Origin of the sequence: Sphingomonas hengshuiensis, from assembly GCF_000935025.1 — a bacterium.
GTDB classification, from domain to species: Bacteria; Pseudomonadota; Alphaproteobacteria; order Sphingomonadales; family Sphingomonadaceae; genus Sphingomonas; species Sphingomonas hengshuiensis.
This window is the reverse complement of the sequence record NZ_CP010836.1, coordinates 4,960,491-4,974,768: the sequence shown is the minus strand read 5'-3', so window position 1 is coordinate 4,974,768 and position 14,278 is coordinate 4,960,491. Positions and strand designations below refer to the sequence as shown.

Sequence of the window (14,278 nt, the reverse complement as noted above, 5' to 3'; positions counted from 1 at the left end):
GCTCAGTCCGCCGAAAGCGGCGTGCGCCGCGCGACGAGATACAGATGCTCGCACGCCAGCACGGTCTCGTCGCGCTGGTTGCGGATGTCGACGGTCTCCACCACCACGCCATGCGTCGCGCGCTTGGGGTGGTCGCGCTTCTCGGCGATGCGCGTGATCGTGCGGATGGTGTCGCCGATATGCACCGGGCGGACGAAGCGCAGCCGGTCATAGCCGGTCGACATCGCATGCGGGTTGATCGTCGAGGCGGTCAGCCCGATCCCGACCGTGAAGACCAGCGTCCCGTGCGCGATGCGCTGGCCGATCGGCTGGGTGGCGCACCATGCGGCGTCCATATGGTGCGGGAAGAAATCGCCGCTATGGCCGGCATGGACGACGAAGTCGGTCTCGGTGATCGTCCGCCCGAACGTCTCGCGGCTCGACCCGATGACATAGTCTTCGAAATAATGCTCGACGATCATCGCTGCCCCTCCGCATGGCGCAGTTCAGAGTCGATCCGCACATTGGCCTCGCCCAGCATCGGCGCGGCGCGCGGCGCCTCCAGCCGGTGCCCGTCGATCCGGATCGGCGATCGCGTCGTCCGCATCGTCTCGGTTCCGCTCGTGATCGTCTGAATCGCATCCAGCGCCTGGAAGCCCGGCTCCGCGATCAGCGCGGGCCAGTCGAGTACCGGCGCGACCCACAGCCCCGCCGCGTCGAGCAGCGCCAGCCAGTGTGCGCTCGTCCCGGTGGCGAGATGCGCCGCGATCTCGGCCTTGATCGCGTCGCGCTCGCCCAGCCATTGCGCCGCCGGCCATGCCGCGAGCCTGTCATTGCCGATCACGGTGCCCAGCGTATCGATCGGCATCATCGCCAGCGCGATATGCCCATCAGCGGTGTCGTAAATGCCATAGGGCGCGGGCAGATAGACATTGGCGTTGCGCACTTCGCCGCGCTCGGGCGCGCCACCACCGTTGAGGAACACGGTGAGCGGCTCGAACTGGAGGTCGATCGCGGTGTCGATCAGGCTGACATCGACCCTGCCGCCGCGCCCGGTCACCCCGCGCCGGACGAGCAGCGACAGGATGCCGATCGCCAGCTGCGCGCCCGCGCTCATGTCGACGATCGCCAGCGCGGTAGGGGTCGGCGCCTGGTCGCGATCCCCCGACAGCGTCGTGATCCCCGACAGCGCCTGGACGAGCAGGTCCTGCCCCGGCCGGTCGCGCCATGGGCCCGTATCGCCATAGCCCGAGACGCCGGCATAGACGATGCGCGGGTTCAGCTCGGCGATCCGCGCATAGCCCAGCCCCAGCCGGTCCATCACGCCGGGGCGGAAATTGTGGATGACCACATCGGCACCCCGCACCAGCGCCTCGACCTGCGCGCGCTCGGCGGGGTCCTTGAGGTCGGCGGCATAGCTTTCCTTGTTGCGGTTGATCGTGTGGAACAGCGTGCTGGCATCGCCGAAGCGCTGCCCCGCCAGTTCGAGCGACCGCCCGGCATCGCCGCCCGCGCGGCGCTCGACCTTGATCACCTTGGCGCCCAGATCGGCAAGCCGAAGCGCGGCGGAAGGCCCGGCGAGGAACTGGCTCAGGTCGAGCACGACGATCCCGTCGAGCGGCAACGACGCCGCGACAGACGCGGGCGCGCCTTCGTTGAATTCCATTCCCAGGATCCGCTCCCATTTGCGTTTGTTTATTCGTGGATGCACGGTATGTTCGCTAACAAACCATGTCAACGGGAGAGATGGGCGTGCCGGTGCTGAAGGGGATGACGTGGAACCATGCGCGCGGGCTCGACCCGTTGGTCGCGGCGTCCGCGCGATGGGCGGAACAGGGGGGCGCGGCGATCACCTGGGAAGCGCGATCGCTCCAGGATTTCGAGCAGTATCCGCTCGACGATCTCGCCCGCCGGTTCGACCTGATCGTGATCGATCACCCCCATGTCGGCCAGATCGTCCAGCAGAATTGCCTCGCGCCCTTCGAAGACGCAGCGGCACTCGCCGGGATCGAAGCGGGGTCGGTCGGGCGCTCGTTTGAAAGCTATCGGTTCGCGGGGCGGCAATGGGCGCTGCCGATCGACGCTGCGGCACAGGTGCTGGCCTATGTCCCCGATCGCATCGCTGCGCCGCCCGCGACCTGGGACGATGTGCTCGCGCTGGGCCGCGCGGGGCAGCTTGCCTGTCCGTTGCGGCCCCCGCATGCGCTGATGACGCTGTTCACGCTGTGCGGCCAGTTCGGCGGCTCCCCCGACGTGACGGGCGCGCGGCTGTTCGATCCCGAAATTGCAGCCGAGGCCTATGCCCGCCTGCTCACCCTCGCCGCGCTGGTCGGCGACGATGCGCGGACGCAGGACCCGATCGCGGTGTTCGAGGCGATGGCCGCGAGCGATTCGCCGATCGCCACCGCGCCCTTCCTCTACGGCTATGCCAATTACGCGCGCGACGGCTTCCGCGCACACAGGATCGCCTTTGCCGATCTCGTCCCGCTCGGGCCGGCGGGAGTCGCCGGATCGGCGCTGGGCGGCACCGGAATCGCCGTCTCGGCGCTGGGCGCGCATATCGACGCGGCGCGGCGCTTTGCCGCATGGGTCGCCTCGGCGGAGGTCCAGCGCGGGCTCTATGCCAGCGCGGGCGGCCAGCCGGGCCATGACGCGGCGTGGCGCGACGCCACGGTCAACGCCGCCACCCATGACTTTTACGCCGCGACCCGCGCGACGCTGGAGGCGGCGTGGCTGCGCCCGCGGCATGACGGCTATATGGCGTTCCAACAACAGGCCTCCGCGCTGCTCGACGCTGCGATCGCGACACGCGCGCCCGCAAGCCCGCTGATAGCCGCACTTAACGAACTTTCGAACAGCTTCGCTTTTGACACGTTGCGAAAATAAACGACAGCATGATAGAGAGACGTCGAACAGGGTTCGCAGGATCAGTCCCGACGAACGAGGCAGGGTGAGGATGGATATGAACGGATCGAACGATGCGGGTTTCTCGCGCCGCGGACTACTCCATTGCGCAGCATGCGCGGGCACCGCGAGCGCGCTCCCCATGGCCTTCGCGGCACAGGCCGCTGCCGCCCCTGCACCCGCACTGCCGGGCGCGGAAGCGGTCCATGAATTCCCCTATGGCGCGGTGCGGCTCACCAGCGGGCGGATCAAGCGCCAGTACGACCAGGTCCACGCGCATTACATGGCGCTCGACAATGACCGCGTGCTCAAGGTTTTTCGCCAGAATGCCGGACTGCCCGCGCCCGGCCCCGACATGGGCGGCTGGTACGACCGCGACGGCTTCGTCCCCGGGCTGACGATCGGCCAATATATCTCGGGTCTCGCCCGGCTCGGCGCCGCGACCGGCGACAAGGCCGCGCATGCCAAGGTCGCCGCTTTGGTCGACGGCTTCGGCAAGGCGTTCGTCAAGGCGCCCAATCCCTATGCCGGGCCCAAGGCGCAGGAGCAGTGGGCCGCCTATGTCATGGACAAATATGTCGTCGGGCTGATCGACGCCTATCGGCTGAGCGGCGTCGAGCAGGCCAAGACGCTGCTGCCGATCGTGATCGAGAAATGCCGCCCGTTCATCTCGCCGGTGTCGCGCGATCGCGTCGGCAAGAAGGACCCGCCCTATGACGAGACCTATGTCCTTCCCGAAAACCTGTTCCACGTCGCCGATATCACCGGCGACGAGAAATATCGCCAGATGGCGGTCCATTATCTGCTGAACAAGGAATGGTTCGATCCGCTGGCGGCGGGGCAGGACGTGCTGCCGACCAAGCACGCCTATAGCCACACGATCGCGCTGAGTTCGGGCGCGCAGGCCTATCTCCATCTTGGCGACGCCAAATATCGCCGCGCGCTGGAAAATGCGTGGAAGTTCATGGAGCCCCAGCGCTTCGCCAGCGGCGGCTGGGGCCCCGAGGAGCAGTTCGTCGAGCTGCACAAGGGCCTGCTCGCCGCCAGCCTGCAAAGCTCCAAGGCGCATTTCGAAACCCCGTGCGGCGCCTTTGCCGACTTGAAGCTCGCGCGCTACCTGCTCCGCTTCACCGGCGACCCGGTCTATGGCGACGGGCTGGAGCGCACATTGTACAACACGATGCTCGCCGCGCGCACGCCCGACAGCGACGGCGGCTATCCCTATTATTCGGATTACGGGTCGAAGGGCGAGAAGCGCTATTACCACCAGAAATGGCCGTGCTGCTCGGGCACGTTGGTCCAGGGCGTCGCCGATTACGTCCTCAACCTCTATTTCCACGACGACAACGCGCTGCTCGTCAATCTCTACGCCTCGTCCGAAGTGACCTGGGACCGCCCCGGCGGCGCCGTCGAGGTCGTCCAGCAGACCGACTATCCCGCCACCGACACGGTGCGCCTCACGGTGCGCAAGCCGGGCAATGGCCGCTTCGCAATGAAGCTGCGCATTCCCGCCTGGAGCATGGGCGCGCGCATCGCCATCAACGGCAAGGCGCGGGCCGCGACGCCGGGGCAGCTCGCGACCGTCGAGCGCGTCTGGAAGGCCGGCGACACCGTCGAGCTGACTCTGCCGCAACCGCTGCGCGGGCTGGCGATCGACGACCAGAACCCGAATCTCCAGGCGCTGATGCGCGGCGCGGTGATGTATGTCGGGATCAATCCGTGGGACGGTATCGAGACCCAGAAGGTGAACCTGCCCGCCGGGCTCCAGCCAATGCCCGGCCAGCCCGAAGCGTATCGCACCGATGTGGGAGGGCGCGACCTCGTCTTCGTGCCCTATTTCGCGGTCGATACCGAACGCACCGCCACCTATTTCAAGACCGCATGATGCCGGGCAGCGATCGGGTCACCGCGACCTACCATATCGAAACCGCCTTTCCGCTCGAACAGGCGGCGGCGACGATGGCCGGCGAACAGTCGACCGGCACCTTCGTCCGCGTGCCCGGTGAGACCGACGCATTGCGCGAGGCGCATGCCGCGCGGGTCGAGGAACTGGTCGAACTCGGCGATGTCGCCGCCCCCTCGCTGCCCGGATCGGGGCTGCCAAAGGGGGGTGGCGACGGGCGGCGGCGCACCGCGCGCGTCACTTTGTCCTGGCCGCTCGCCAATTTCGGGCCGTCGCTGCCCAATGTGCTGGCGACGATCGCGGGCAATTTGTCCGAGCTGAAGGCCTTTTCGGGGCTCAAGCTCGTCGACATCACGCTGCCCCCGGCGTTTCTCGATCGCTATCAGGGGCCGCAATTCGGCGTGGCGGGCACCCGCCGGCTGGCGGGTGTGTATGACCGCCCGATCCTCGGCACAATCATCAAGCCCAGCGTCGGCCTGTCTCCCGAGGCGACCGCCGAACAGGTCCGCGTCCTGGTCGAGGCGGGGGTCGATTTCATCAAGGACGACGAGCTTCAGGCCGATGGCCCGCATTGCCCGTTCGACGCGCGCATCGCGGCGGTGATGCGGGTGATCCGCGACCATGCCGACCGTACCGGCAAGAAGGTGATGTACGCCGCCAACCTGACCGGCGACATCGACGAGATGCTGTGGCGCCATGACCAGGTGCTGGCACAGGGCGGCACCTGCATCATGGCGAGCATGAACTCGATCGGCCTCCCCGCGATGCGGATGCTGCGCGCGCATGCCCAGCTCCCGATCCACGGCCACCGCAATGGCTGGGGCATGCTCGGTCGCTCGCCGGCGATCGGCATGCACTATATCGCATTCCAGAAATTGTGGCGGCTCGCCGGGATCGACCACAGCCATGTCAACGGCATCGACAATAAATTCTGCGAAACCAACGACAGCGTGATCGCGTCGGCGCGCGAATGCCTGACCCCGATGTTCGCGCCCCCGCATCCCGGATGCGAGATCCTGCCGGTGTTCTCGTCGGGGCAATCGGTGATGCAGGCCGCAGCGACCTATCAGGCGCTCGGCACCACCGACCTGATGTACGCGGCGGGCGGCGGGATCATGGCGCATCCGGGTGGCCCCGCGGCGGGCGTGCGCGCGCTGCGGCTCGCCTGGGATGCCGCCGTCGCGGGGGTCCCGCTTGCCGACGCGGCGAAGGACGCACCCGAACTGCGCGCGGCGATGCAGGCGTTCGGCGGGTGAGACGCCACCTCGTCCTCCCGGCGAAAGCCGGGACCTCAGGCGACGGCGCGACACGGCCCGAGATCCCGGCTTCCGCCGGGAGGACGGCTTGGAGCGAGCCCGCATGACCCGCCGCCCCCTCCTCTACAGCTTCTACGGCGACGACTTCACCGGATCGACCGACGTCCTCGAACAACTGGCCGAAGGCGGCGTCCCCGCGGTGCTGTTCCTCCGCCGGCCCGACGCCGCCCTGCGCGCGCGCTTTGCACAGGTCCGCGCAATCGGAATCGCCGGCGACAGCCGCAGCCGCCCGCCCGAATGGATGGACGGCCATCTGCCGGACGCCTTCGCGGCGCTCGGCGAAGCGCCGATCGTCCATTACAAGACCTGCTCGACCTTCGATTCCAGCCCGCACACCGGATCGATCGGCCGCGCCATCGACATCGGCTGCGCCGCGTTCGGCGGCCCCGCTGCGATCGTCGTCGGCGCACCGCATTTGCGCCGCTATGTCGCGTTCGGCACGCTCTTCGCCGCAGCAGGCGACCAGACCTATCGCATCGATCGCCACCCGACCATGGCGCACCACCCGGTCACGCCGATGCGCGAGGCTGAGCTGATCCGCCACCTCGCCGACCAGACCAACGCCAATATTGCGCTCGTGCCGCTGAACCGCATCCAGGCGGGCGAAGCCGATGCCGCCTATCGCGAGGTTGCGGGCAGCGCCGACGCGGTGCTGTTCGACGGGGTGGCGATGGCGGACCTTGCCGCGACCGGCGCGGTGCTGCTCGCGCACCGTATCGCCTTCGCCGCCGGCAGTTCGGGCGTCACCCGCGCGCTGGTGCTCGCCTGGCGCACGCTCAGCATCATCGACGCCGCCGCCCCGCCCGCCCGCGCCACCACAGTCGACCGGCTGCTGGTCGTGAGCGGGAGCTGCTCCCCGGTCACTGCGCGCCAGATCGCCCGGGCGACCGCCAGCGGCTATGCCGGAGTTGCCGCCGACGTCCCCGCGCTGCTGCGGGGTGAAAGCGACGAGGAGGCGCGGCTGGTCGACGCCGCCTGCGCCGCGCTCGCGCAGGGCGGACGCTGCGTGCTCCATTCGGCGCAGGGCCCGCTCGGCGACGGCGCCAGCGCGGCGGGCGACCGGCTCGGCAAGGCATTGGGCCGGATCGCCGCGGCGGCGATCCGCCGCGCCGGGCTTCGCCGGCTGTTGTTCGCGGGCGGCGACACGTCGAGCCACGGCATCGCCGAACTGGGCATCGACGCGCTCAGCTGGGCCGCGCCGATCGAACCCGGCGCCCCGCTGGTCCGCGCCCACGCCGCCGACCCGGCGGTCGACGGGCTCGAACTGGTACTCAAGGGCGGACAGATCGGCGGCGAGGATTTCTTCGAAACCGTGCGCCGCGGCGGCTGAACGGCATCCCTCCCTCTCCCGTCGGGAGAGGGTTGCGCAGACTTAGGCTCGAAGAGCCTTAGTCGAAGCTGGGTGAGGGGATCACCTTCTCGACAGCAGGACACCCTCACCTAGCTACGCTAGGCAGCAAGCTGCCAAGCTTCGCTACCTCTCCCACAGGGAGAGGAAAAATGTCAGCCCGCCACCTCCGGCGCCGCCTTGTGGTCGAAGCCCTTGGTGCAGTCGATCAGCGCGAACAGCCCCGCTGCGATCAGCACCATCACCGCGACGCCCTGCACCGGCACATTGTAGTTGCCCGTGCCCGCGATGACATAACCGATCACCACGGTGCACACGAACCCGCCCAGATTGCCCGCGGTGTTCATCACCCCGCTCGCCGTCCCGCCGTAGCGGCCCCCGATCGACATGCACATCGCCCAGGCGGCGGGCAGCATCAGGTCCATCACTGCGAAGGCGGCACCCGCCAGCACGATGATCGCCACCTTCCCCGTCGCCAGGCTCATCGCGAACAGCAACGCCGCCGTCCCGACCAGGCAGACGCTGGTGATCAGGCGATAGGCGTTGCGGATGCCGATCCGCTGCGCCAGCCGGTCGCACAGCACGCCCCCGGCCAGGTTGCTGACGATGCCGAGCAGGAACGGGATCGATCCGTACAGCCCCATCTCGCCCTCGCTGAACCCCGCGCCCTTGACCAGCCAGGTCGGGAACCAGCCGAAGAAGAACCAGCTCCCGAATGCGTAGAAGCAATAAGCGAGCGCGATCAGCCAGAGCTGGGGCAGGCTGAGCAGCTTCTTCCACGGCGTGCCGGCATGGCCGCCGCCCGCGTCGCTGCCGATCTCGGCGACTTCCGCCGCGGTGATGCCGGGATGGTCCGCCGGGCGGTCATGGTAGCAGCGCCACCAGACCAGCGCCCAGAGCATCCCGACCACACCCAGGATCACGAACACCGCCTGCCAGCCCAGCTGCCGGTTCATCGGCACCAGCACCAACGGTGCCAGCGCCCCGCCGAACCGGCTCGCCGCCCAGATCACGCCCTGCCCCCGCGCGCGCTCCCGCGCCGGCAGCCAGCGATACAGCACCCCCGACATGTTGGGATAGGCGCCCGCCGCGCCCAGCCCGAACAGAAAGCGCGCCGCGGTCAGCTGCCAGAAATTGCGGCACACCGCAGTCAGCGCGGTGAACACCGACCACCACACCGTGATCCGCGTCAGCTCCTTGCGATAGCCGAAGCGATCGCCCAGCGCGCCGGACGGCACTTCGAACACCGCATAGGCGATCACATAGGCGCTCAGCACCCATCCCCATTGGTCGGGTGTGATGCCCAGGTCCTTCTGGATCGTCGGCCCGGTCACCGCGATCGCCATGCGATCGACAAAGGTAATGACCGACAGCACGCCCAGCAACGCGAGGACGCCGTGGCGCTTCTTCACTTGGCGAGGCCGGCCAGCACGTCGGCGGCGTGCTGCATGCCGAGTTCGGGGCTGGCGAAGACCGGCGCCGTCACCGCGCCGGGGGGAAGCGATGCCACCACCCGCGCCATCGATGCCTGGGCCAGCACGATCGCGTCGACGCCGCGCATCCCCTCGGTAAGCCCCGCGCCGACGATCCGGTCATGCGTCGCGCCGTCGCCCGCCATCACTGCGGCGAACGCGCCTTCGCACAGATGCTCGACGATCTCGATGTCCTTGCCCTGCTCGGCGGCGACGCGGCGGACCAGCTCGGCGGTGGGGGTAAGCGTAGTCGACAGCGTCGCGACCACCCCGATCCGGCGCCCGGTCGCCACCGCCTTCTCGGCCATGGCGCGATCCACCCGCAGCACCGGCTGGTCATAGAGCTGCGCCGCCATGTCGACCGCCGCGCCGATCGACGAGCAGGTGACCAGCGCCACGTCGCACCCGGCGTCGAAGGTCGACCCGACCAGCCGGATCACCTGGCGCATCGTCGCCTTTTCCAACCGCCCGGCGGCGATCGTGTTCTTGATCGTGCTCTCGTCGACGAAATGCAGGATGCGAACATCGGGCATGATCCGCGCGGCGATTTCGGTGAAGATCGGCGCGAGCACCGGCGAATTGTGGATCAGTCCCAGCGTGGCCACGGCGTCTTCCTCTCAGATCGAAAATGCATAGCTGCCCGACCCGACTTCGAACCGGAGGCAGCCATCGGCGGAAACAAGGTCGCGAATTTCGGGGTGCAGCGCGATTGGGGTGCCGCCCTCGCGCCAGTCGCGCGCGGGCAGCTCGACGATCGCGAGCGTGTTGGCGGGGACGGTGAGCATCAGCCGCGTCAGCCCCTGCGCATCGCCCTCGGTCGCAGTGACAATCGTCCCCATCGGCGATTCGAACCGCGCCGAGACGCGCCCCACTTCCGGCAGCCAGACCGGGCGCACCGCGATTCGGCGAAAGCCCGGCGCCGCCGGAGCGATCCCCGCGAGCCGCCGATAGAAGAACCCCACGACCGCGCCGAACGCATAATGGTTATAGCTGTTCATCGACAGGTCGCCGGTATCGCCGTTCCAGCGCTCCCACATCGTCGTCGCGCCCTGTTCGGGCATATAGCCCCAGCTCGGATAGCCGGTCTGGAGGAGCAGCCCGCTCACCGTCTCCCACTGCCCCGCATCGGCGAGCACGTCGAGCAGATAGGGCGTCCCCAGAAACCCGGTCGACAGCCGCATCCCGCGCCCGCGTATCTCGTCGGCCAGCACCTGCGCGGCGGCGGCGCGCTGCTCGTCGGGGACCAGCCCCATGAACAGCGACAGCACCTGGCTGGTCTGGCTGCCATTGCCGCACACGCCGTCGGGCGCGACGAACGTGGCGGCGAACGCCGCGCCGATCGCCCCGCGCAGCGCGCGGTAGCGCCGGGCTGCGTCGTCGCGCCCCGTCGCCTCGGCCATCTCCGCCATCAGCGCGGCAGTCCAGGCCCAATAGGCGGTGGCGCACAGCATGCGCGGCGTCGTCTCGTCATCGGGCTTGATCGCGTCGACCGACAGCCAGTCGCCCAGGTCGAGCCCGCGATCGTTGCGCCAGACATGGTCGGGATTGCCCGCCGCGACATGCGCCATCCATCGCTCCATCGCCGCCCAATTCTCGTCGATCACCGCGGTATCGCCATAGCGCTGCCATAGCTGCCACGGCAGGATGATCCCCGCCTCGCTCCACCCGGCAGTCACGACATCGGGGAACGACAGCGGCTGCGGCACGACGATCGGATAGCCGCCATCGGGCCGCTGCGCCGCGCGCATCTCCAGCAGGAACCGGCGCAGGAACGAGTCGACGTCCATGTTGAACGCCGCCGCGTCGAGGAACACCTGGATATCCCCGGACCATCCCATGCGCTCGTCGCGCTGCGGGCAATCGGTCGGCACTGCAAAGAAGTTCGATCGCTGGCTCCACAGCGCATTTTCCCAGATGCGCTGGAGCAGCGGCGCGTCGGGAAAGGCCATGCTGCCGGTCTCACGGCACGCGCTATGGACGATCACGCCCTCTATATCGTCCGCGGTCGGCACGCCCGGATAGCCCGCGACTTCGACATAGCGGAAGCCGTGATAGGTGAAGCGCGGCTCGAACACTTCTTCGCCCGTGCCCGCCAGCACGAAACGGTCGGTCGCGCGCGCCAGCCGCAAATTCGCCAGGTCGGCGGTGCCGTCGGGGTTCAGCAACTCGGCATGGCGCAACGTGATCGCGGTCCCCGCGGCGCCGCGCACCCGCATGCGCACCCATCCGGAGAAATTCTGCCCAAAGTCGAAAACGTACCGCCCCGGCGCCGGCGCGCTGACCGACACCGCACGCCGCGTGCCCATGCGCTCGATCGCCGGCGAAGTCTGCGCCACCAGCCGCGTGTCGGGCGCCGCCCCCATCGTCACCGCCGCCCAGCCCGAATCGTCGAACCCCGGCGCGTCCCATCCCGGCTGCGCGCGGCGGGCATCGATGGTTTCGCCGTCATAGATCTCGGCGCCCAGGATTTCGGACGGCGCGATCCGCCACTCGGGCCCCGTCACGATCCACTCGCTGCCGCCCTCGGCATAATCGAGCCGCAGCTGCGCCAGGAACCGGCGCGGCGCCGGGCCGAAGCCATAGCGCTCGATCCGCCACCCGAACGCGCTCGCATACCAGCCATCGGCGACGATCGCCCCCAGCACATTCTCGCCCGGCGCGATCAGCGCCGTCACGTCCTGGACCTGGTACAATATATGGTCGCGCGCGACGGTCACCTCGGGCGCAAGCAGCGCCGCCGATACCGCCGCGCCGTTGATCCGCGCGTCATAGCCGCCCAGCGCAGTGGCATAGAGCCGCGCCGCCGTCACCGTGCCGCGCGGCGTGAAGCGCGTGCGCAGCAGCATCGCCGGTTCGGGCGGGCGCGGGTCGTTATCGACATTGGCACCGCTCGCGACCGGCCTCTGCCACGCCCCGGCGTCGAACCCCGGCGCGGTCCACGCTTCCGGCGGATCGGGCATGACTCGCCACGCCGGCCCGCTGACGATCCGCTCCACCGATCCGTCGACCCGGTGAAGCCGGATCAGCGCCGCGAACGCGCCGCCATCGACCGGGAAGAAGCCCGCGACATCCGCTTCGACCAGCGCGCACACGCTGTTGCGCCCGGCCCGCACCGTCCCTGCATAGGGCGCCAGCGTGCCCCAGAACGGCAAGTCGCTGTCCCAGCCGAAATGCCAGTCGAGCGGCGATGCCTCGCCGTTCACCCAAACCCCGCGCAAATGGTCCTTGCCCGCGAGCAATATCTCGGCGCGGTCGAAATCCTCCGGCGCGTCGAAATCGAGCCGGAAGCCGTGCGGTCGCGCGTCGAGTGCCGTCGCGCTCCACACCCATGCCACCCCGGCCGCGCGATCTGCGGCGGCAGCGGAATCCTCCGCCTCGATCCATTCCGCATGCCAGTCTTCGGGGGAGAGCAACCCCGCCTCGATCCATGCGGGCGCCGACCGCGCCGTCGCGCCGTCAGCAGTGCGTATCTCGACCGACCACCAGAGCCGCTCCGTCGCCGCCAGCGGGGGTCCGCCGTACCGTATGTCGAGGCTCGCCGCGCTCTCGACCATGCCGCTGTCCCAAAGCAGCGTGCCACCGTCCAGCGCGTCGGGATCGAGTGCGGCGCGGATGCGGTACGCCGCCTGCGCGCATCCGCGATCCTCGCTCTCGATCCGCCACGACAGCCGCGGCTGCGGCACTTCGGTGCCGAACAGCGCCGCGACATGCTCCGCGCGCAGGTCGACGATACGCAGCGTCATTGTGCGCGCTCCCCGCCCGCCCCGATCGCCGCGAACCGCGCCGCGGCATCGTCGAGCACCAGCACCCAGTCCTGGCCAGGCCCCGCCGCGCCCGGCGGATCGAAGCGCCTTTCGCCGCGATTGGCGAAGCTGCCGATCACCACCACGCTGCCGTCGCGCGGTGAATACCAGCGCGCCACCACCCGCCGTCCCGCAATCGCGCCCAGCCGCATCGTGAACGCGCGCCCGCTATAGCTATAGGCAAACGCATAGCCGCGCCCGCGGCTTGCCAGCACGCGATCGTAGCGGACGCCATTGTCGAGGATCAGCGTCGGATCGGGCACCCGCTCGAGCATCGGTCGCGCTTCGATCAGCGCGCGCAAATGGCGCATCTGGTTCGCGCCCGGCGCCTCCAGTGCAGCATCCCAGCGCTGGTCGGCCTCGAACCGCGGCTTGTACGTCCCCGGCACGAGCATCTGCATCACGCTGTTCTCGCCATAGCTGTGCCCGAACGCGCCCGCCATCACCGCCCACCAGGCATAGCGGCGCGCATCGGCGGCGCGCCAGCGCGGTGCGTCGGCTTCGTGCAGGCCATGGGGGATATTCTCGTACGAAGGCTCGCCGTCGATCACCGGCTTGGTCGGCAGCCGTGCCCAATCCTCGGCGATATAGCGCCAATTATCCTCGCTGCGCACGCTCGGCCCTTCCTGCGCATAGGAACGGTGGCCCGATTGCACCATGTTGAAGTCGAGCCAGGGCGCCTCGTGAAACTGCCACGCCGAATCGGTGCGCCCGATCGGGTGGAAGGTCATCAAATGGCGCGGGTCGATTGCCTTGATCGTCGACCCCAGGCTTTCCCAGACGATCGTGCTGGTGTCGGCGCGCGTATCGCCGCCGTTGAGCCAGACAAGGTTTGGCCGCCCGCGATACCGCTCGGCCAGGAAACGGCCATAAGCGGGCGCGCTACGCTCGTTGAGCTGCTTGCCTTCGACCAGCGATCCCCAGGCGGGGACCAGCGCGAGATAGAGGCCATGCGCCTGCGCCCGCTCGATCACCCAGTCGAGATGGTCCCAATAATCATATTCGCCGGGTCGCTGCGGATCGGCGCCGGGGGTGACGCGCGGGCGCGCCGGGTCGCCGTCGATCAGCGCGGCGGCGCCGGTACGGCTCGCCATTTGCGGGGTGTGCAGGATCATCACCTGCACCACGTTGAACCCCTGCCGCGCGCGCGTCGCGAGATAGCGTTCGGTCTCGTCGCGATCCAATCGGCTGAGCAACAGCCAGCCGGTATCGCCCATCCAGAAGAAGGGCTTGCCGCCCGCCTCCAGATAATGGCCGTTCGCCGATACCGTCAGCGGCGGGGTGCGGCTCGAGTCGATTGCGCGACCGTCGCCCGCCTGAGCAGTCAGCGCGGCCAGCATTCCGAGCAGCAGCGTCATGCGCGGGCCTCGTGGCATGGGCGATACGCGCCGGCACTCGTCACATCGTCTCTCCCGCCGCCCGGACTGCCGCCGTTGCGTGCTTCACTCGGTAACGACCCGCTTCGACAGCTGTCAATTGCAAAGCCACTCTGCGCGAAAATCGAAGCAATTCGAAAGAGAATATTTGTGTTTCGATAAAATTCGCCTTACAGC

Annotated in this window: 10 protein-coding genes; 4 read left to right on the top strand and 6 right to left on the bottom strand. The window is 68.8% G+C overall.

Annotation, left to right across the window (positions count from 1 at the left end; translation table 11 throughout):
* Positions 1-2: 2 nt before the first annotated feature.
* Together TS85_RS22760 and TS85_RS22755 are read right to left on the bottom strand one after the other, a co-directional pair.
* The gene (locus TS85_RS22760; RefSeq protein WP_044335320.1) at positions 3-461 is read right to left on the bottom strand and encodes a MaoC family dehydratase; all 459 of its coding nucleotides are present in this window, start codon (positions 459-461) and stop codon (positions 3-5) included.
* A complete protein-coding gene (locus TS85_RS22755; protein WP_044335319.1) occupies positions 458-1,645 on the bottom strand; it encodes a CaiB/BaiF CoA transferase family protein in 1,188 nt (395 codons plus the stop codon). Before TS85_RS22755 ends, TS85_RS22760 begins: the two co-directional genes overlap by 4 nt.
* A gap of 65 nt (positions 1,646-1,710) precedes the next feature.
* Between TS85_RS22755 and TS85_RS22750 the strand changes: the two genes are divergently transcribed.
* The 4 genes from TS85_RS22750 (at position 1,711) to TS85_RS22735 (ending at position 7,432) form a co-directional block, all read left to right on the top strand.
* The gene (locus tag TS85_RS22750) at positions 1,711-2,865 is read left to right on the top strand and encodes an extracellular solute-binding protein (RefSeq protein WP_227698584.1); all 1,155 of its coding nucleotides are present in this window, start codon (positions 1,711-1,713) and stop codon (positions 2,863-2,865) included.
* Positions 2,866-3,025: 160 nt separating this feature from the next.
* On the top strand, positions 3,026-4,768 hold the full coding sequence (locus tag TS85_RS22745; protein WP_162184758.1) for a beta-L-arabinofuranosidase domain-containing protein: 1,743 nt from the start codon (positions 3,026-3,028) through the stop codon (positions 4,766-4,768).
* A complete protein-coding gene (locus TS85_RS22740; protein WP_227698583.1) occupies positions 4,765-6,042 on the top strand; it encodes a ribulose-bisphosphate carboxylase large subunit family protein in 1,278 nt (425 codons plus the stop codon). The genes TS85_RS22745 and TS85_RS22740 overlap by 4 nt, the downstream gene beginning before the upstream one ends.
* A 103-nt stretch (positions 6,043-6,145) precedes the next feature.
* Positions 6,146-7,432 carry a four-carbon acid sugar kinase family protein gene (locus TS85_RS22735; RefSeq protein WP_044335315.1) on the top strand — a complete coding sequence of 429 codons (1,287 nt, stop codon included), beginning with the start codon at positions 6,146-6,148 and terminating at the stop codon, positions 7,430-7,432.
* 173 nt (positions 7,433-7,605) lie between these two features.
* Here TS85_RS22735 and TS85_RS22730 read toward each other — a convergent pair whose 3' ends face one another.
* From TS85_RS22730 to TS85_RS22715, 4 genes are read right to left on the bottom strand one after another with little or no spacing between them, the layout of a single operon-like run.
* Positions 7,606-8,862, bottom strand: a complete 1,257-nt coding sequence (locus tag TS85_RS22730) for an MFS transporter (protein WP_044335314.1) — start codon at positions 8,860-8,862, stop codon at positions 7,606-7,608.
* On the bottom strand, positions 8,859-9,527 hold the full coding sequence (locus tag TS85_RS22725; RefSeq protein WP_044335312.1) for an aspartate/glutamate racemase family protein: 669 nt from the start codon (positions 9,525-9,527) through the stop codon (positions 8,859-8,861). The genes TS85_RS22730 and TS85_RS22725 overlap by 4 nt, the downstream gene beginning before the upstream one ends.
* Before the next feature lie 12 nt (positions 9,528-9,539).
* Complete coding sequence (locus TS85_RS22720; RefSeq protein WP_052508068.1) at positions 9,540-12,665, bottom strand: alpha-L-rhamnosidase; 3,126 nt, start codon at positions 12,663-12,665, stop codon at positions 9,540-9,542.
* On the bottom strand, positions 12,662-14,083 hold the full coding sequence (locus TS85_RS22715; RefSeq protein ID WP_052508067.1) for a glycoside hydrolase family 140 protein: 1,422 nt from the start codon (positions 14,081-14,083) through the stop codon (positions 12,662-12,664). The genes TS85_RS22720 and TS85_RS22715 overlap by 4 nt, the downstream gene beginning before the upstream one ends.
* Between the last annotated feature and the right edge of the window lie 195 nt (positions 14,084-14,278).